This is a genomic window from Pseudomonas sp. R4-84, from assembly GCF_054130985.1.
The window spans coordinates 4,802,894-4,820,019 of record NZ_CP096390.1; the positions used below are offsets into that span (position 1 = coordinate 4,802,894).

Here is a 17,126-nt window from a genome sequence, read left to right on the forward strand (position 1 = left end):
GCAGCTCAAGCGTTCCAGGGGTTGATCACCTCAATCCCCGGAAACTCGAAGTCTCTTATGTTGCGTGTGGCAATCGGCGCGCCGTGAGACCGGCAAATAGCCGCAATTTGCGCATCGGCCATACCCGCCGCCTTACCCTTGGCCTCACACGACGCAACAAGCGTTGCGTACTCAACAGCCGCATGGGCATCAAAAGATAAAATCCTGCCTGCAAAATCCTCTTCAAAAATTGCCATCGCATGGGATTCGAGCTTCTGCTTTCGCTTGCCGAAGGGCAGCCTGGCTATACCATGAAGAATTTCCGCTACCGTGATAGCGCAGATGACCAGATCCATCGCTGGCTGTGAATCGACCCAAGTCAGAACTTTTGTATCCGGCTCAACGCGCATGAATTCGGAAATCACATTGGTATCGAGGATTATCATTCGGAGAAATCCACCGCCTTTGCTTTTTCGTCACGGGACGGTAGGTCAAGCTCAACGCCCCCCAGGGCCCGGAACCTGTTTCGAATACGACTTCCCAATCCTCCCGCAGAATTAACCGTGGCCAGTGCGCGCCCCAGGATAAGACGAGCCTCTTCCTCCATTGAATGACCATTGTGAGCCGCAGCGATACGCAGTTGCTCTTTTATTTGATCATCTAGATTTCGAATCGTGATACTAGCCATAACGCCACCGCAATCAATGAAATCATTGACTGCAAGATTAGTCGACGAGTCGTCGAATTGTCCAGCCGCCGTTACACACTGATCGCGTTCGTAAAGACCAACCGATTCCCAAACGGATCCATCACGGTCATGTCCTGGCTACCCCACGGCATGGCCTGGATCTGTGGGTGGGCGTAGCGGTATTGCTTGGCGATCAGTTGCTGCTGGAAGACTTCCAGTTCATCAGTCTCGATTCGCAACGCCGAGCCCGGCGTGCAATCGCCATGGTGCTCGGACAGGTGCAGCACGCAGTCACCACGGGAGACTTGCAGGTACAACGGAAAGTCGTCACCGAAGCGGTGTTGCCAGTCGACGGTAAAGCCCAGGAAGTCGACATAGAACGCCAACGCCTTGGTTTCATCGAAGATCCGCAGGATCGGAGTGGTTTTACCGAAGCTCATGGGTTGCTCCCTGGCTGAAAAGACCCAGTTTAGATGGGTTGACTCCAATGCTTCGGCCTGTGATTGGGCTTCTTTAGTGTCGTAGTGCCATTATTGTGGCGTCAATTAATGCAACTGCTTGCCTTTGAATGCTATCGGGAGCAGTGAAATCCGTGGCGCAGGTCGCCTTCACGCGCCAGGAAACGTCCTTCTCTTTTGCCATTCGCTTGCCCTTTGCAATAACTCAAGACGCCGTTGACCCACACGCCGTCAATGCCTTCCGCCGCCCGTTGCGGTTCGTTGAAGTCCGCGACGTCGCGGATGGTCTGTGGATTGAACAACACCAGGTCCGCCCAATGTCCTTCACGTATTTCGCCCCGCTCCTTCAGGCCGAAGCGCGCGGCTGAAAGCCCTGTCATCTTGTGGACGGCGGTATGCAGCGGAAAAAGCCCGATGTCTCGACTGAAATGTCCCAAGACTCGAGGGAAAGCGCCCCACAGCCGTGGGTGCGGAAAGGGGTCTTCGGGCAGGCCATCAGAGCCGACCATGGACAAAGGGTGCGCGAGGATTCGTCTTACATCGCTTTCATCCATGCCGTAATACACCGCACCTGCCGGTTGTAGGCGACTCGCCGCTTCCAGGAGCGACACGTCCCATTCGGCGGCGATGTCTGCCAGGTCTCGACCGCCCATGGGCGGATGCGGTGTCGACCAGGTGATGGTGATGCGGTGGGCATCGGTCACCTGTTTGAGGTCCAGTGTCGAAGAGCTCGCCGCATAGGGATAGCAGTCACAACCGACTGGGTGGGTTTTCGCCGCGTTTTCCAACGCCGCGAGCACTTGTGGACTACGTCCCCAGTTACCGGCGCCGGCACATTTTAGGTGGGAAATAATGACCGGGCTCTGGGCATGACGACCTATCTGGAACGCCTCGTCCATGGCTTCCAGCACCGGCTCGAATTCGCTGCGCAGATGGGTGGTGTAGACCGCGCCGAACGCCGCCAACTCTTCGGTCAATTGCATGACCTCGTCAGTGGATGCGCAGAACGCGTTGGCATAGGCCAGGCCGGTGGACAGGCCCAGCGCACCGTCCTCCAGGCTTTCACGCAGTTGCTGACGCATGGCGGCGATTTCTCCTGCGCTGGCGGTGCGCAGCAAGTCGTCCAGATGATTGCTGCGCAGCGCCGTGTGCCCGACCAAGGCGGCTACGTTGACCGCTGGTGTCGCCGCCTCCACCGCCGAACGATAATCAGCGAAGCGTGGGTAGGCAAACGCCTGGGCGGTGCCGAGCAGGTTCATCGGGTCCGGCGGATCGCCCTGAAGGCGAACCGGCGACGCGCTGATGCCGCAGTTGCCGACGATCACCGTGGTCACGCCCTGGCTGAGCTTGGGCAGCATTTGCGGTTGGCGGATGACCACCGTGTCGTCGTGGGTGTGCACGTCGATGAATCCTGGCGCCAGCACGCGGCCAGCGGCGTCGATTTCGTCAACCGCCCGGGTGTCGCCCAGATCGCCGATGCGCTCGATGCGACCCGCGCGAATCGCCACGTCGGCGTTATAGCCAGGCTTGTCGTGACCATCGATCACCAAGGCGTTGCGGATGAGTGTGTCGTACAGCATGTCAGTCTCCCAGCGGCAGGCGATCATCGCCGCCACGGTAATCGTCCAGGGCAAGCTTGACCCGCCGCAGGCGCTCTTGATTGTCTTGCGGATGAGCCAGCGCCAGTTCAGTGGCGAGCACATCGATGGCCAGCAGCATGCCGTAGCGCGCCGCCGTGGGTTTGTAGATGAACGAGGTTTCGGCGCCTTGCAGCGGCAGCACCACGTCGGCCAGGCGGGCCAGTGGCGAGTCGGCACGGGTGATGGCCAAGATCGGAGCACCGTAGCTGCGGGCCAGTTCAACCGCGCTCAACAACTCCGGCGTGATACCAGTCAGTGAACAGGCAATGACCAAGTGTTGATCGCTCAGCGAAGTGGCGGTGATGCGCATCATCACCGGGTCGCGGCAGGCGGCGATCGAGTAGCCGAAACGCACCAGGCGCACCTGTAATTCTTCGCCACACAGCGCCGACCAGCCACCGAGGCCGAACGCATGGACCATTCGTGCCTTGCCGATCATCCGTACCGCATCGCCGAACTGCGGCTCTTCGAACGCTGCCAAGTGCTGGCGCAACGTCGATTCGATGTCCCCAACGATCTGTCCATAAAACGCCGATTGCTCGGGCGCGCCGGCGGGGTCGAGGAAGCGACTGCCGACGCCACTGGCCTGGGCCAGCTGCAGGCGCAGGTCTCGCAGATCGCGGCAACCGACGGTACGGGCAAAGCGCGACAACGTGGCGCTGCTGACCTCCGCGCGCTGGGCCAACTCTTCCAGGCTGGCGGAGGCGGCAAATCCTACGTCGTCGAGCATCAGCCGGGCGATTCTTCCTTCGCCGGCGCTGAAAGAATCCTGACGGGAGCGGATCTGGTAGAGGATGTCCATGACGGTTCCTTGCAATGGCGGTCAGAGCACGCGGGCAAGCCCAAGGGTCAAGGCGAACGCGACCAGGGATATCAATGTCTCGAGCACGGTCCAGGTCTTGAACGTTTGCGTGACGGTCATATTGAAGTATTCCTTGATCAGCCAGAAGCCGCCGTCATTGACGTGGGAAAAGATAACCGACCCAGCTCCGGTCGCCAGCACCAGTAACTCGGGATGGGGATAACCCAGGCCAATCGCCACGGGCGCGACAATGCCCGACGCCGTCGTCATCGCCACCGTGGCCGACCCCGTTGCAACACGCATCAATGCGGCGAACAGCCACCCCATCACCAGGGGCGACAATTGAAACTCCTGGGCCAGGCCGACGATTTGCTGAGTGACCCCGGCATCCACCAAAATCCTGTTCAAACCACCGCCCGCCCCCACCAGCAAGGTGATGCTGGCCGTCGGCGCCAGGCATTCGTTGGTGAACCTGAGGATCGATTCGCGGCTGAAGCCTTGGGCGAGGCCGAGGGTCCAGAAGCTGAGGATGGTCGCCAGCAGCAGGGCGATCACCGAGTTGCCGATAAACAACAGAAACTGATTGAAACCGCTCCCCGGCGTGGAGATCAGGTTGGCCCAGCCGCCAATCAGCATCAGGATCACCGGCAACAGAATCGTCCCCAGCGTTATGCCGAAGCCAGGCAGATTGGCCCGTGGCTCCCGATCGAGAAATTGGCGCTCCAGCGGGTTTTCAGCGGGCAGTTGGATGCGCGGTACGATGAACTTGGCGTACAGAGGTCCGGCGATGATCGCAGTGGGAATGCCGACCAGGATCGCGTACAGCAAGGTCTGCCCCACCGACGCCTGGAACGCCTGCACCGCCAGCATCGCCGCCGGGTGCGGCGGCACCAGCGCATGGACCACCGAAAGCCCGGCGACCATGGGCAGCCCCACCATCAGAATCGACACGCCCACGCGTCGGGCGATGGTAAAGGCGATAGGCACCAACAGCACAAAACCGACTTCGAAAAACAGCGGCAAACCGACCAGGAATGCGATGCAGACCATTGCCCAATGGGCATTGCGCTCGCCGAATCGTTCGATCAACGTCTGCGCCATCCGCTCCGCGCCGCCGGACTCGGCCATCATCTTGCCGAGCATCGTGCCAAGGGCCACCACCAGCGCGATGTGCCCCAGCGTCTTGCCGACACCCGCCTCGTACGCCCCCACCACACCCGAGGGCGGCATCCCGGCCAGCAACGCCAGGCCGATGGAAACCAGGGTAATCACGATGAACGGATTGAGCCGGTAGCGCGCAATCAGGACGATCAGTGCAATGATGGCAATGGCCGCGTAGACCAATAGCCAATAACCGAAAGCAGGTGCCATGCGTTACTCCTCGAATGGGGTCACGTCGATGTGTTGTGAAAGTCATAAATCATTTCGACGGGAAATCTTCAAACCCACTGAAAGTAATTTTCGCGCACAGACAAAAAATGTCGCTGATGGACATCGCGACAGGGCGACGATGAAAATTCAGCGCAAGATTTTCATCGCCCACAGACGACTGGCCGCCCTGCACTCAATTCCGTACCATCCGCACCTGTCTTCACACCGCTTCCCCGGCAGCCGACCGTCCACCGGCGCCCAGTCAGGTAAACCATGAAACCAGCACGCCTTCGCGCCGACGCCCTCGCCGGCCTCACGACTTCTTTCGCCTTGCTCCCCGAATGCATCGCCTTCGCCCTGGTGGCCCACCTCAACCCACTGATGGGGCTGTACGGCGCGTTCATCATTTGCACGCTGACCGCGTTGTTCGGTGGTCGGCCCGGGATGGTGTCGGGCGCGGCGGGGTCGATGGCGGTGGTGATCGTCGCGCTGGTGGTACGGCACGGCGTGCAATACCTGTTGGCGACCGTGCTGCTGGGCGGGTTGATCATGATGGCGTTTGGGCTGCTGCGACTGGGCAAGCTGGTGCGCATGGTGCCGCATCCGGTGATGCTGGGGTTCGTCAATGGCCTGGCAATTGTCATCGCTTTGGCGCAACTGGAGCATTTCAAGCGCGACGGCGCCTGGCTCAGTGGCCCCCCGCTCTACCTGATGGTCGGCCTGGTGGCGCTGACGATGGCCATCGTCTACCTGCTGCCGCGCCTGACCCGCAGCGTGCCGCCCGCCCTGGTGGCGATCCTCGGCGTTGGCCTGGCGGTCTATCTGCTTGGCTTGCCTACCCGGACGCTGGGCGACATGGCGCACATTGCAGGCGGCTTGCCGGTTTTCGCCCTGCCGGACATTCCCTGGAATCTCGAAACCCTGCTGATCGTCGCGCCCTACGCCTTCATCATGGCGATGGTAGGCTTGTTGGAAACCTTGCTGACCCTGAACCTGACCGACGAAATCACCGAGAGCCGCGGTTATCCTGACCGTGAATGCGTGGCGCTGGGCGCGGCCAACATGGCCTCCGGGTTATTCGGCGGCATGGGCGGTTGCGCCATGATCGGCCAGACGATGATCAACCTCAGCTCGGGCGGCCGCGGGCGGATATCGGGCGTCGTGGCCGGGGTGATGGTGTTGCTGTTCGTGTTGTTCCTGTCGCCGCTGATCGAGCGCATTCCGCTGGCGGCGCTGGTGGGCGTGATGTTCGTGGTGTCGCAGCAGACATTCGCCTGGGCCTCGTTGCGAGTGGTCAACAAGGTACCGGCGAACGATGTGCTGGTGATCATCGCGGTGACCGTCATCACGGTATTCACCGATCTGGCCGTCGCCGTGCTCTGCGGGATTATCATCGCGGCGCTCAACTTCGCCTGGCAACAAGCCCGGGAGCTGTATGCCGACGCACAACTGGAAGCGGACGGCAGCAAGCTCTATCGCGTGCACGGCACCTTGTTCTTCGCCTCGACGACGCCGTTTCTCAACCAGTTCGACCCGGCCAACGACCCTGATCTCGTTACCCTTGACTGTCGTCACCTGAGTTTCGTCGACTACTCGGCCATCGCCGCGCTGATGACCCTGCGCGAGCGCTACAGCAAGGCCGGCAAGCACCTGCGGGTGTTTCATCTGTCCGAGCGTTGCAAGCAAATGCTCAAGCGCGCGGATGTGCACCACGATTGACAGGACCCCGGCACAAAACTTGTGGGAGCGAGCTTGCTCGCGACAGCGTTGGGCCAGCCATATCAATGCTGACTGACCCGGCGCCATCGCGAGCAAGCTCGCTCCCACAGGTTCCACGCTTTAATTAACGATCTGGTCGGCTCTCTTGGGACTCGAAGCGTACCCGGCGAGCTTGCCTTGGATGAAGTCCAGGAAGCACTGGATGCGCAGGGCCAGTTGGGAGTTGCGGTAGTACACCGCATTGATCGGCTGGCGATAACCGCTGTTGGCATCGGCGAGCAACACCTTGAGCCGACCGGCGCGGATGTCGTCCCGGGTCATGAAGTCCGAGAGGCAGGCAATGCCCTGCCCTTGCAGCGCCAGGTGACGCACCGTTTCGCCGCTGGACGCACTGATGGCCGGCTGGATCGGCCAGCGATCGCCGTGGATGTGACGCAGTGGCCACTGGTTGAGCCCGTCGTTCTGGGCAAACCCCAAAAGCGAATGTTCCGCCAGCTCGGCAACGCTTGAGGGCGTCCCCCGCCGCTTCAAGTAAGCCGGACTGGCAAGAATGTGCAACGGGCTGCAACCCAGTGAGCGGGCATGGAGCGTCGAATCCGTGAGCGTACCGATACGAATGGCGACGTCCGTGCTTTGTTCGAGCAAATCGATGATCAAGTCGTTGCTGTTGAGCTCCAGCTGGATATCCGGATACAGCGTGCGGAACTCTTCGATGTGGGGGACGATGGCGTGGAGCATGAACGGCGATGCCGCGTTGATCCGCAAGCGCCCGGCGGGGGTCTTATGGCGAGACGACAGCCGCTCTTCCAGCTCATCCATCTGGTCGAGAATGCCCTTGGCCTGCTCGAAGAAGTACTTGCCCTCCTCAGTCAGGTCCATGCGCCGCGTGGTGCGGTTGATCAACGTGGTGTCGAGCTTGGCTTCCAGGCGCGACAAGGTGCGACTGACCGCCGAGGGTGTCTGCCCGACTTGCTCGGCGGCGGCGGAGATCGACCCGCATTCGATCACGCAGACGAAGATCTGCAACTCGTCGGATCTGGCTTTCACAGGTGTCCTCTCGCTTTCAGGCAAGTCCCGATAGTAGCCCGATTACCGCGAAAGGCCGAACACCTCGATCAGATGCCGCTCATACCGCGCCACATCTTCTTCGATGTTCGGGCGCTTCATCACGTCCACGCACAGGAAGGTCGGCAGAGCGGTCATGCCCAGGAATTGATTGGCCTTGTGGAACGGGAAATACACCGCGTCCACGCCCTTGGCTTCGAAGAAATCCGTCGGGTCGTCGAAGGCTTGCTGCGGGGCGTTCCAGGTCAGCGACAACATGTATTGCTTGCCCTTTACCAAACCACCGCTGCCGTATTTTTGCGACGCATCGGAACGAGTCCGGCCGTCACTGGCATAGAGGCTACCGTGGCCTTCGGTAAAGACTTCGTCGATGTATTTCTTCACGGTCCACGGAGCGCCCATCCACCAGCCGGGCATCTGATAAATGATTACGTCGGCCCAGAGAAACTTGGCGACTTCTTCCTTGATGTCGTAGCCACCGTCGATGAAGGTGGTTTTCACATCAAGGCCGCCTCGGTCCAGGACGCTGAGCGCGGTGTCGTGAAGGGTGGCGTTGTAGCGACCGTCGGAATGGGCGAATTGCTTACCGCCGTTGAGCAACAGGACTTTTTTCATTGCAAGCCTCATCGATTCCAGGCGTGGCCGCTGGGCCGGCGCTCACTGGAAGATTAAAAAGATGGCGGCAGAGTACCGATGAGACTCGCGTGGAATAAGCACCCGAACGGCAAAACTGTTTTGATCCATATGCACGAATCGCTGCCCGATTGTTGCCTTAAACTCTTACAGTCCTTTAATCCTGGAGCCCGAGCCCTGATGAGTGAATTGCACGGTTTCATCCTGCATGCCAAGACCCGACCGGAAAAAGCCGAAGCCTTCGAAGCCTTGTTCCGCGCTTACGTCGACCCGAGTCGGGCCGAGCCCGGCTGCATCGAGTACCACATGTTGCGGGACCAGCAGGACCCGACGTTGTTCATCTTCTATGAAATCTGGGCATCCCAGGCCGATCTGGATGTGCACTCGAACCTGCCGCATATGAAGCAATTTTTCGAACAACGTATGGATTACCTGGAACGAGACTTCGAGATTCGTCGCGTCGACATGCTCAGCCCCTCTTCGGCTAACCGCTGATCAAAAGATGGCCGCCGAGCACGCCGAGGCCGATGAAAAACACCCGCTTGAACAGCACGGCGCTGAGCCGCTGGCGCAACCATTGCCCCAACCACATCCCCAGCAACGCCGGTATCAGCGCCAGCAGCGACGCGCTCAACTCGCCGCCGCCCAAGGCGCCTCGCCACAACAGCCCGGCCGCCAAGGCCAATGTTGAAACGGTAAATGACAAGCCCAGGGCTTGGACCAGCTCATCTCGGTTCAAGCCCAACGCCTGGAGATAAGGCACCGCTGGAATCACGAACACGCCAGTGGCCGAAGTGATCACACCGGTGAGCAAGCCGCAAAGCGGAGCAAGCCAGCCTTCTTGCCCGACACCGACCCGCAACGTCGGTAGAAACAAGCCGCTCAACGCGTAAACCATCAGCGCGGCGCCCAGTCCCTTTATTGCCCATGCCCCGCCCACCATGCCGATCCACAACGTACCGAATCCGGTGCCGATGAAAATCGCCAGCAGCAGCGGCCACAGCCGCCGTATGAGCGCGCGCAAATGCCCGCCAAACGTCAACTGCCAGACATTGGTCAGTGTCGCCGGAATGATCAACAGCGCTGCAGCCTGCATCGGGGCCATAGCCAGCCCGAGCAAGCCCATGGCGATGGTCGGCAGGCCGAGACCGATCACCCCCTTGACGGTACCGGCCAGCAGGAAGGTGCCAATGACCAGCAGCGAAAGGGCCGGACCGAGGTTCTGGTAGAAAGCGAAGAGTGTGTCCATAGGGCTATCGTGCGCCCCGGGCCTTGGTTTTGAAATGTGCCATATACTGAGGGTGCCTCTCTTCCTGCAAGAGGCTGGTAACTTTGGCGATGCTACTGGCGCCATCGCGAGCAAGCTCGCTCCCCTAAGGGATTGCGTTCGAAACTGTGGGAGCGAGCTTGCTCGCGATGACGATAAACCCGGCACCGCAACACTGAGACAGGATCCCCGGCCATGCACCTCGACTTCACCGACCTGCGCCTCTACCTGAACGTCCTCGACGCTGGCAACATCACCGCCGGCGCGGCCCGCAGCCATTTGTCCCTGGCTGCGGCCAGTGCGCGAATCCGTGCCATGGAGGCGTCCCTGGGCATCGACCTGCTTGAACGCGGGCGACGCGGCGTCACCCCGACGCCGGCCGGCAAGGCACTGGCCGAACATGCGCGGATCCTGCTGCAACATGCCGAACGCCTCCAGCAGGATCTGGCCGAATACGCCCGAGGCGCGAAAGGCCGGGTGCGGCTGCTCTGCAACACCAGCGCCATGACCGAGTACCTGCCCGAATTGCTCGCCGGCTTTCTCAAGGCCCATCCCAATCTCGACATCGACCTGCAGGAGTTGCCCAGCTCCCGGATCACCCATGCGCTGCGCCAGGGCACAGCGGACCTGGGTATCGTTTCCGACGCGGTGAACACCGATGACCTTCAGGCCAGGCCATTTCGCGACGACCCGCTGGTATTGATCCTACCGACCGGACATTCGCTGGCTGACGGCCGAGCCGTGCGTTTCAGCGAGACCCTCAATCACGACTATATCGGCCTGAACGCCTCCAGCGCCTTGGCGATCCACTTGGAAGAACAGGCCCTGCACATCGGCTCACGCATGCAGATCCGCATTCGCGCCGACAGTTTCGATGGGGTGATTCGCATGGTGGCCCACGGCGCTGGCATCGCTATCGTGCCAAAGGCTGCCATCGACCGGCGACCGTCCGAGCCCGCGTATCGGTGCGTCCCGTTGCAAGAGACCTGGACCCGACGAGCGCTGCTGCTCTGCGCCCGTAACTTCGAAGGTTTGCCGCCCTATGCCAAAGCCCTGGCTCAGCATTTGGCCGAATAATGCGCGCTTCTGGACAGCCCGGTGTCGAGCACAGGCATCTGCCCAGTCCTGCTCCGCGCTAGGGTGCAGCTTCTTTTTTGCCCCTTTTCGGAGCTCACATGACCGCCCCCATCACCGTCCTGCGCGACACCCATCCGCTGCCCGTACTCGATGCCTGCAAATGGGAAAAACTCGAAGGCGATCCGCACACCGTCAACCTCAATGCTTACACCAGCGAAGACGGCAGCAAGATCATGGGCACCTGGATTTGCACGCCCGGCAAATGGCGTGTGGACTATGTGAAGTGGGAGTACTGCCATTTCCAGGAAGGCTATTGCGTGATCACCCCGGACGGCATGGCGCCGATCCATCTGCGCGCCGGTGACATTTTTGTCGTCGAGCCGGGCATGAAAGGCACTTGGGAAGTGGTGGAGACCGTGCGTAAGTATTTCGTCTTTGCCTGACGTAAAAAAGCCGAGAGACCACCCGACGCGGTCGCTCGGCAAATAACTTCCAGAATGCATCACCCTGTGGCGAGGTGATTTATCCCCTCGCCACAAAAACTTCAGAGCGCCTCAAGTTTTACTGCGGCTTGCGATAGCTGTTAACAATCGCCGAGAAATCCTGGCCGCCCTCGCCCCGCTGGCTCATCGCCTGATATAGCTGCTGCGCCACCGCGCCCAATATCACCGGCTGACGGGCTTGGCGCGCGGCTTCGGTGGCCAGGCCCAAGTCCTTGAGCATCAAGTCCGCGCCGAAACCGCCGGTATAACCGCGCGCCGCTGGTGCCGTTTCGATCACGCCCGGCCATGGGTTGTAGGTATCCGAACTCCAGCACCGCCCGGTCGAGCTGTTGATGATGCCGGCCAGCACCTGGGTGTCGATCCCCAAGGCATCGCCCAGCGCCATGGCCTCGCTGACACCCACCATGGAAATCCCCAGCAGCAGGTTGTTGCAGATCTTGGCGATCTGCCCGGTGCCGACTTCGCCGCAGTGCACGATGTTGCGGCCCATTTGCGCCAGCACCGGTTGCAGGGTGGCGAACAGCTCGTCCGTAGCCCCAACCATGAAGGTCAACGTGCCCGCCGCCGCGCCGCCAGTACCGCCCGAGACGGGCGCATCGGCCATCGCCACTCCTTGCTTCGCAGCGGCGGCCGCCACGTCACGAGCGGTCTGCGGATCGATGGTGCTGCAATCAACGGCCGGCGTACCAGCGGCGATGCCGGCAAGCACGCCGTCCTCACCCAGCCAGACACTGCGTACATGGGCGGCGGCCGGCAGCATGGTAATCACCAGCGCCGCACCCTGGGCCGCATCGCGGGGCGAGGCGCTGATCGTGCCGCCCAGCGCCGCCAGTTCGGCCAGCACCGTCTGGTTCAGGTCGAACAGGTTCAGCGAATGGCCGGCCTTGAGCAGGTTGCGCGCCATGGGGGCGCCCATGTTACCCAGGCCGATAAATGCGATGTTCATGTCCGGCTCCTTAACGCAGATTGATGGTGGTGTTCACACCGTCATTGACGCTGTCGTCATCGAACCAACGCGCGGTAACGGTCTTGGTCTGAGTGTAGAACTGCACCACCTGTTTGCCGTAAGGGCCAAGGTCGCCAAGCTTCGAACCACGGGAACCGGTGAAGCTGAAGAACGGTACCGGCACCGGGATCGGAATGTTGATGCCCACTTGGCCGACGTCGATTTCGCTCTGGAACTTGCGCGCCGCCGCTCCGCTCTGGGTGAACAGGCCGGTGCCGTTGCCGAATGGGTTGGCGTTGACCAGGGCAATGGCCTGATCCAGGGTGTCGACTTCCAGCACCACCAGCACCGGGCCGAAGATTTCTTCGGTGTAGATGCGCATGTCGGTGGTCACGCCGGAAAACAGGGTCGGGCCGACAAAGTTGCCCTGCTCGAAACCCGGCACGCTGATTTCCCGTCCGTCGAGCTCCAGCTTCGCGCCTTCCTTCACGCCGCTTTCGATCAATTCAAGGATCCGCGCCTTGGCTCGCTTGGAAATCACCGGGCCGACATCAGTGCCCGGCTCGCTGCCTGCGTTGACCTTGAGCTTCTGCGCCAGCGCCTTCAGCTCCGGCAACCATTGCTTGGCCGCGCCCACCATCACCACGACGGAGGTGGCCATGCAACGCTGGCCCGCCGCGCCGAAACCGGCGCCGACCAGAGCGTTGAGGGTTTGCTCGCGATTGGCATCGGGCAACACCACCGCATGGTTCTTCGCGCCCATCATCGATTGCACGCGCTTGCCATGACGGCCCGCCAAGTCATAGACGTGGGTGCCTACCGCTGTGGAGCCGACGAAGGAAACGGCCTTGATGTCCTTGTGGGTACAAAGCGCATCCACCACGTCCTTGCCGCCGTGCACCACATTGAGAACGCCTGCCGGTACGCCGGCCTCGATGGCCAGTTCCACCAGCAGCATGGTCGACAACGGATCCTGTTCGGACGGCTTGAGCACGAATGTATTGCCGCAGGCGATGGCCATCGGAAACATCCACAACGGGATCATCGCCGGAAAGTTGAACGGCGTGATTCCCGCGCATACCCCGATCGGCTGGCGCAGTGTGTAGGTGTCCACCCCCCCGGCGACGTTCTCGGCGAACTCGCCCATCTGCAGGGTGCCGATGGAACAAGCGTGCTCGACCACTTCAAGGCCACGGAAAATATCGCCTTCGGCATCCGCGATGGTCTTGCCTTGTTCGGCGCTCAGCACCGCGGCGATGCGCTTGGAATGCTCGCGAATCAGGGCCTGGAGCTTGAGCATGATGCGCATCCGCGCACCGATGGGCGTCAGTTTCCAGGTCTGGAAGGCACGCTGGGCAGCGGCGATGGCTGCATCGACTTCCGAGGCCGTGGCAAACGGGACCTTCGCCAGCACCTGTTGGGTAGCCGGGTTGACGATGTCGTGCCATTCGTTGGATCGGGATTCAACCCACTCGCCATCGATCAACAATTTGACGGTATGCAGGGCAGTGTCGCTGGGCGTGAGGGAAACGTTCATGCTGGCCTCCGGGATTGTTCTTATATAGAGAGCGCTGGTTCAGCTAAGACCAAGACGCACGAGCACGCTTGGTGATGAGACGGTTTATGGAGTATAGATGTGCAAACTTCTAATAAGAACGCACATAAAAACCGGTCCATCATGCAAAAAAACATCACCTCCCTCGGTTCGCTGAACTGGGACGACCTCAAGTTTTTCCTCGAAGTGGCCCGTACCCGCAAGGCCAGCACTGCCGCCAAGCGCCTGGCGGTCGACTACACCACCGTGTCGCGACGCATCAGCTCGCTGGAAGCTTCATTGGGTACGCTGCTGTTCGAAAAATCCCGGACCAATGGTTTTGTTCTGACGGCCGAAGGCCAGCGGTTGCTGGGCTACGCCGAATCGATCGAAAGCACGCTGCACATGGCTTGCGAACAGGTGTCTGGCTCCGGCGTCGCGCTGTCCGGCCATGTGCGCATGGGTTGCACCGAAGGCTTCGGCAGCTTTTTCATCACGCCGCAATTGAGCCACTTCGTCGATGCGTACCCGGCGATTTCAGTGGACATCCTGCCGCTGCCGCACTTCATCAGCCTCTCCAAGCGCGAAGCCGACATTGTCATCGCCCTCGAGCGCCCTGAACATGGCCCGTATGTCTGCTGCAAGCTGTGTGATTACCGGCTGCAGCTCTACGCAACCCAGCACTACCTGGACAACCATCCGCCCATCCACCATCCGGCGGATCTGGGCAAGCATTCGTTCATCAGTTATGTCGACGACCTGGCATTCAGCTCCGAGCTGCTGTACCTGGCCAATGTCTTGCCCGGCGCGCACGCACATCTGCGCAGCACCAGCGTGATCGCGCAGTTCGTCGCTGCGCAGCAAGGTCGGTCGCTGGCAATCCTGCCGTGCTTCCTCGCGGCCCAGGACTCACGCCTGTTGCCGGTGCTGCCAGACGAAATCACCGTTACGCGGCAGTTCTGGATGTACTGCCGGGAGGACCTGCGCAAGCTCAAGCGGATTACGTTGCTGTGGGATTACATCAGGGATGTGACTGAGCAGAACCGGCCGTTGCTGATGGGCAACAGCCGGGAGATGGTTTTTGCCGACTAATCGGCGATGACCACGATGGCAACGCGGCGGTTTTCGGTGCGGCCGCTGGCGGTGTCATTGGACGCGACGGGCTGGCTGCTGCCGAGGCCGCGCGACTGGACGTTCTCTTCGCGCATGCCCACGCCGATCAATACTTTACCGACGCTGTCGGCCCGACGTATCGACAGTTGTTCGTTATAGGCTTGGGAGCCTGATGCGTCGGTGTGACCATCGATGCGAACTCGCTCGATACCCGCGCCCAGCAGCGCCTTGCCAATGCGCTCGACAATTTCGGTGCTGGCTGGATTGAGGGTTTCCACATCGCTGCCAAACAGCACTTTGCCTGAGAGGCCGAAGGCCCAGCCCTCCTCCGTCAACTTGAAACCCTGCTCCTTGAGGACGGCGATTTGCGCTGGGGTCAGGCCCTTTTGCGGGGCGGTCTGACACCCGGCGAGGGTAAATACGGTGATCAATAAAAATGCTGCGAACCGCAGCAGAGAAAAACGAGCATTCGAAAGCATGCATTCAGCTCCTGGTTTGAAGTTCCGCGACCGGGTGCTCCGCACCCGCCGTGTGTTGACCGCCTCGGGCGAGGCGTTTGGCCTGGTACATCGCCGCATCGGCGGCGCTGAGCAGCGCACCGGGCGTTGCCCCATGCTCGGGGTAAACGGCAATGCCGATACTGAGGGAGGTCAACACCGAGGCATTACCTGGCAACTGGATCGGCATTTCCATGCTGGCGATGATTTTTTCGGCGATTCGCTCGGCATCCTCGATCTTGTGCAACGGCGTCAGCAGCACCGCGAATTCGTCGCCGCCCAGGCGTGCCACAAGGTCATCTTCTCGTAACTGAGCCCGCACCCGGGTCGCGACGGCAGTCAACACCGCGTCGCCGGCGGCGTGGCCGAAGTTGTCATTGATGCCTTTGAAGCGATCGCTGTCCAGATACAGGACGGCCACTTGCTCGTCGAGCTTGCTGGCATTGCGCAAGGCGCGGATCAATCGACCTTCGAAAAATGCCCGGTTCGGCAACCCGGTCAGGCTGTCGTGGCTGGCCTGGTGAGCCAAGGTCTCGTTTTCACTTTGCAGGTGGGTCTGCCAGGACTCGAGTTCAGCGAGCAATCCATTGAAGTCATTTCCCAGGTTATCCAGCTCGGCGATGTCGGCCGGCGGAACCCTTCGGTCCAGGGCTCGCTCGCAGCGCGCGGCGTGGGCGACCTCAGCCAAGCTGCGCAACGGTCCAGTGATCGCCCGCAACTGACGTCGCGCCAGATACAGCGCGACCCAGGCACTGACCGCCGTACACACGATGATTCCCGCCAGGCCGCTGAGCAGAAAACGCAACAGACTGCCGCCATGCCCCGCCAGCAGGATCCTGCCGATATTTTGCCCTTGGTGGACGATGGGAAGGCTGATGGGTTTTTCCAGGAATGCCTTGGCGATGTGCATTTCCAGCTCTGAAAGAAGTCCGGTCTCCGGCCGCTGCCAGCGCGCTAACAAGCGGCCCTGCTCGTTGAATACCTGCGCATCGGCCACCTCTTCGGTGGTGGCGATCAAGGCCAGCGCTTCGGTGGCGGCGGCCTCGTCATCGAACACCACTGCCGCTTCCACGGTGTAGTTGATCGAACGGGCGATGAGGTGCAGGTTGTGATCGGCGTAGACACGCAAGGCAAGCACGCCCAGCAATGTAAGGGAAACACTGGCCATGGCGATCGCCACCAGCGCGACGATCAAATGACCGCGACCGATGACCGACCCCAACGTGGGACGAATTCGTGGTTTTGACGAACTCATGGGGCGGCAGGCCTGCGGCGTGATAGTTGGAGGACACTGGGATGGATGCGCACGCCACTACGGGCGACCGAGTCGAGATTGACCTCGAACGACACTTGCTCATCACCGACCCGCAGGCAAAACAGACTGCCCACGGTGCATTCATCCCCGCCCTCGCTGATGCTCAACACAGGTTGGCCAATCAGCGAAGCAAACAGACGGGAGCGTTCAGCAGTGCTCAGATTGCCGATATAGACGGCGTTGCAGTCAGCGGTGATGCTCGGATAATCAGCCAGCACACGCTGCACGGTCACGGGGCGACCGGTCGCCTGGGTGGTGCCTTTGACGAGGTCATCGGTATATTGGGTGGGGCCGACGATACACAGTTGCAGTTGCGTTGGCTCGACCGGCCACCGCGCATAACTGAGAATGCCTAATACAACCTGGGTGACCGCCTCGGCTCGCTGGTCGGCTCGAGTAACAGCCGGCGGGTCCTGGGCAATGACCGCAGGCGACAGCAGCCACAAAAGAAAGGCAAGCAAATAATGCCTGCAATCCTTGCTGCGCACCGCCTCCCGTCCCACCGCCGTCATGAATGAT

19 protein-coding genes are annotated in these 17,126 nt (G+C 61.0%); 5 read left to right on the forward strand and 14 right to left on the reverse strand.

The window, feature by feature from the left end:
• Positions 1-5 precede the first annotated feature (5 nt).
• The 6 genes from M1D68_RS21900 to M1D68_RS21925 form a co-directional block, all read right to left on the reverse strand.
• The gene (locus M1D68_RS21900; protein WP_434560789.1) at positions 6-425 is read right to left on the reverse strand and encodes a type II toxin-antitoxin system VapC family toxin; all 420 of its coding nucleotides are present in this window, start codon (positions 423-425) and stop codon (positions 6-8) included.
• Positions 422-667: a FitA-like ribbon-helix-helix domain-containing protein gene (locus M1D68_RS21905; protein ID WP_039592371.1), complete on the reverse strand. Its 246-nt coding sequence runs from the start codon at positions 665-667 to the stop codon at positions 422-424. The genes M1D68_RS21900 and M1D68_RS21905 overlap by 4 nt, the downstream gene beginning before the upstream one ends.
• Positions 668-738: 71 nt before the next feature.
• Entirely contained in the window at positions 739-1,107 is a 369-nt protein-coding gene (locus M1D68_RS21910) for a glyoxalase superfamily protein (protein ID WP_434560793.1), read from the reverse strand.
• Positions 1,108-1,238: 131 nt separating this feature from the next.
• Positions 1,239-2,705 (reverse strand): N-acyl-D-amino-acid deacylase family protein, encoded by a 1,467-nt coding sequence (locus tag M1D68_RS21915; protein ID WP_434560795.1) that lies wholly within the window; start codon positions 2,703-2,705, stop codon positions 1,239-1,241.
• A 1-nt stretch (position 2,706) separates the two neighbouring features.
• Positions 2,707-3,567, reverse strand: coding sequence for a MurR/RpiR family transcriptional regulator (locus tag M1D68_RS21920; protein WP_434607900.1), 861 nt, complete (start codon positions 3,565-3,567; stop codon positions 2,707-2,709).
• 21 nt (positions 3,568-3,588) lie between these two features.
• Entirely contained in the window at positions 3,589-4,938 is a 1,350-nt protein-coding gene (locus M1D68_RS21925; RefSeq protein WP_420765634.1) for a GntT/GntP/DsdX family permease, read from the reverse strand.
• Positions 4,939-5,211: 273 nt separating this feature from the next.
• On the opposite strand from M1D68_RS21925, the gene M1D68_RS21930 reads away from it, so the two are divergent.
• On the forward strand, positions 5,212-6,657 hold the full coding sequence (locus tag M1D68_RS21930) for a SulP family inorganic anion transporter (protein WP_457968325.1): 1,446 nt from the start codon (positions 5,212-5,214) through the stop codon (positions 6,655-6,657).
• Positions 6,658-6,777: 120 nt separating this feature from the next.
• On the opposite strand, the gene M1D68_RS21935 is transcribed toward M1D68_RS21930, so the two are convergent.
• Together M1D68_RS21935 and M1D68_RS21940 are read right to left on the reverse strand one after the other, a co-directional pair.
• On the reverse strand, positions 6,778-7,704 hold the full coding sequence (locus tag M1D68_RS21935) for a LysR substrate-binding domain-containing protein (RefSeq protein WP_434560799.1): 927 nt from the start codon (positions 7,702-7,704) through the stop codon (positions 6,778-6,780).
• Between the two features lie 42 nt (positions 7,705-7,746).
• Positions 7,747-8,337, reverse strand: a complete 591-nt coding sequence (locus M1D68_RS21940; RefSeq protein ID WP_457968327.1) for an NAD(P)H-dependent oxidoreductase — start codon at positions 8,335-8,337, stop codon at positions 7,747-7,749.
• Between the two features lie 198 nt (positions 8,338-8,535).
• Between M1D68_RS21940 and M1D68_RS21945 the strand changes: the two genes are divergently transcribed.
• Complete coding sequence (locus M1D68_RS21945; RefSeq protein ID WP_457968329.1) at positions 8,536-8,850, forward strand: putative quinol monooxygenase; 315 nt, start codon at positions 8,536-8,538, stop codon at positions 8,848-8,850.
• Here the strand turns inward: M1D68_RS21945 and M1D68_RS21950 are convergent.
• The gene (locus M1D68_RS21950) at positions 8,840-9,604 is read right to left on the reverse strand and encodes a sulfite exporter TauE/SafE family protein (RefSeq protein WP_434560801.1); all 765 of its coding nucleotides are present in this window, start codon (positions 9,602-9,604) and stop codon (positions 8,840-8,842) included. The genes M1D68_RS21945 and M1D68_RS21950 overlap by 11 nt on opposite strands.
• 213 nt (positions 9,605-9,817) lie before the next feature.
• On the opposite strand from M1D68_RS21950, the gene M1D68_RS21955 reads away from it, so the two are divergent.
• Both M1D68_RS21955 and M1D68_RS21960 read left to right on the forward strand, forming a co-directional pair.
• Positions 9,818-10,699, forward strand: coding sequence for a LysR family transcriptional regulator (locus M1D68_RS21955; RefSeq protein WP_457968331.1), 882 nt, complete (start codon positions 9,818-9,820; stop codon positions 10,697-10,699).
• Positions 10,700-10,797: 98 nt separating this feature from the next.
• The gene (locus M1D68_RS21960; protein ID WP_003177747.1) at positions 10,798-11,142 is read left to right on the forward strand and encodes a cupin domain-containing protein; all 345 of its coding nucleotides are present in this window, start codon (positions 10,798-10,800) and stop codon (positions 11,140-11,142) included.
• A gap of 118 nt (positions 11,143-11,260) precedes the next feature.
• Here the strand turns inward: M1D68_RS21960 and mmsB are convergent, their stop codons facing one another.
• Complete coding sequence (gene mmsB / locus M1D68_RS21965; RefSeq protein WP_434560805.1) at positions 11,261-12,148, reverse strand: 3-hydroxyisobutyrate dehydrogenase; 888 nt, start codon at positions 12,146-12,148, stop codon at positions 11,261-11,263.
• A 10-nt stretch (positions 12,149-12,158) separates the two neighbouring features.
• Positions 12,159-13,685: a CoA-acylating methylmalonate-semialdehyde dehydrogenase gene (locus tag M1D68_RS21970; protein WP_434607913.1), complete on the reverse strand. Its 1,527-nt coding sequence runs from the start codon at positions 13,683-13,685 to the stop codon at positions 12,159-12,161.
• 141 nt (positions 13,686-13,826) lie between these two features.
• Here M1D68_RS21970 and M1D68_RS21975 point away from each other — a divergent pair, with 141 nt between their 5' ends.
• The gene (locus M1D68_RS21975) at positions 13,827-14,774 is read left to right on the forward strand and encodes a LysR family transcriptional regulator (protein WP_434564152.1); all 948 of its coding nucleotides are present in this window, start codon (positions 13,827-13,829) and stop codon (positions 14,772-14,774) included.
• On the opposite strand, the gene M1D68_RS21980 is transcribed toward M1D68_RS21975, so the two are convergent.
• From M1D68_RS21980 to M1D68_RS21990, 3 genes are read right to left on the reverse strand one after another with little or no spacing between them, the layout of a single operon-like run.
• The gene (locus M1D68_RS21980) at positions 14,771-15,274 is read right to left on the reverse strand and encodes an OmpA family protein (protein ID WP_420765644.1); all 504 of its coding nucleotides are present in this window, start codon (positions 15,272-15,274) and stop codon (positions 14,771-14,773) included. The two genes, M1D68_RS21975 and M1D68_RS21980, sit on opposite strands and share 4 nt — an antisense overlap.
• A gap of 4 nt (positions 15,275-15,278) precedes the next feature.
• Entirely contained in the window at positions 15,279-16,547 is a 1,269-nt protein-coding gene (locus M1D68_RS21985; protein ID WP_420765645.1) for a diguanylate cyclase domain-containing protein, read from the reverse strand.
• Positions 16,544-17,119 carry a YfiR family protein gene (locus M1D68_RS21990; RefSeq protein ID WP_434560807.1) on the reverse strand — a complete coding sequence of 192 codons (576 nt, stop codon included), beginning with the start codon at positions 17,117-17,119 and terminating at the stop codon, positions 16,544-16,546. The genes M1D68_RS21985 and M1D68_RS21990 overlap by 4 nt, the downstream gene beginning before the upstream one ends.
• Positions 17,120-17,126: the final 7 nt, after the last annotated feature.

Excerpts from the sequence above, each read along its gene's own strand:
- M1D68_RS21900 (WP_434560789.1), bottom strand. The coding sequence starts at position 425 with ATGATAATCCTCGATACCAATGTGATTTCCGAATTCATGCGCGTTGAG.
- M1D68_RS21905 (WP_039592371.1), bottom strand. The coding sequence starts at position 667 with ATGGCTAGTATCACGATTCGAAATCTAGATGATCAAATAAAAGAGCAA.
- M1D68_RS21910 (WP_434560793.1), bottom strand. The coding sequence starts at position 1,107 with ATGAGCTTCGGTAAAACCACTCCGATCCTGCGGATCTTCGATGAAACC.
- M1D68_RS21915 (WP_434560795.1), bottom strand. The coding sequence starts at position 2,705 with ATGCTGTACGACACACTCATCCGCAACGCCTTGGTGATCGATGGTCAC.
- M1D68_RS21920 (WP_434607900.1), bottom strand. The coding sequence starts at position 3,567 with ATGGACATCCTCTACCAGATCCGCTCCCGTCAGGATTCTTTCAGCGCC.
- M1D68_RS21925 (WP_420765634.1), bottom strand. The coding sequence starts at position 4,938 with ATGGCACCTGCTTTCGGTTATTGGCTATTGGTCTACGCGGCCATTGCC.
- M1D68_RS21930 (WP_457968325.1), top strand. The coding sequence starts at position 5,212 with ATGAAACCAGCACGCCTTCGCGCCGACGCCCTCGCCGGCCTCACGACT.
- M1D68_RS21940 (WP_457968327.1), bottom strand. The coding sequence starts at position 8,337 with ATGAAAAAAGTCCTGTTGCTCAACGGCGGTAAGCAATTCGCCCATTCC.
- M1D68_RS21945 (WP_457968329.1), top strand. The coding sequence starts at position 8,536 with ATGAGTGAATTGCACGGTTTCATCCTGCATGCCAAGACCCGACCGGAA.
- M1D68_RS21950 (WP_434560801.1), bottom strand. The coding sequence starts at position 9,604 with ATGGACACACTCTTCGCTTTCTACCAGAACCTCGGTCCGGCCCTTTCG.
- M1D68_RS21955 (WP_457968331.1), top strand. The coding sequence starts at position 9,818 with ATGCACCTCGACTTCACCGACCTGCGCCTCTACCTGAACGTCCTCGAC.
- M1D68_RS21960 (WP_003177747.1), top strand. The coding sequence starts at position 10,798 with ATGACCGCCCCCATCACCGTCCTGCGCGACACCCATCCGCTGCCCGTA.
- mmsB (WP_434560805.1), bottom strand. The coding sequence starts at position 12,148 with ATGAACATCGCATTTATCGGCCTGGGTAACATGGGCGCCCCCATGGCG.
- M1D68_RS21970 (WP_434607913.1), bottom strand. The coding sequence starts at position 13,685 with ATGAACGTTTCCCTCACGCCCAGCGACACTGCCCTGCATACCGTCAAA.
- M1D68_RS21975 (WP_434564152.1), top strand. The coding sequence starts at position 13,827 with ATGCAAAAAAACATCACCTCCCTCGGTTCGCTGAACTGGGACGACCTC.
- M1D68_RS21980 (WP_420765644.1), bottom strand. The coding sequence starts at position 15,274 with ATGCTTTCGAATGCTCGTTTTTCTCTGCTGCGGTTCGCAGCATTTTTA.
- M1D68_RS21985 (WP_420765645.1), bottom strand. The coding sequence starts at position 16,547 with ATGAGTTCGTCAAAACCACGAATTCGTCCCACGTTGGGGTCGGTCATC.
- M1D68_RS21990 (WP_434560807.1), bottom strand. The coding sequence starts at position 17,119 with ATGACGGCGGTGGGACGGGAGGCGGTGCGCAGCAAGGATTGCAGGCAT.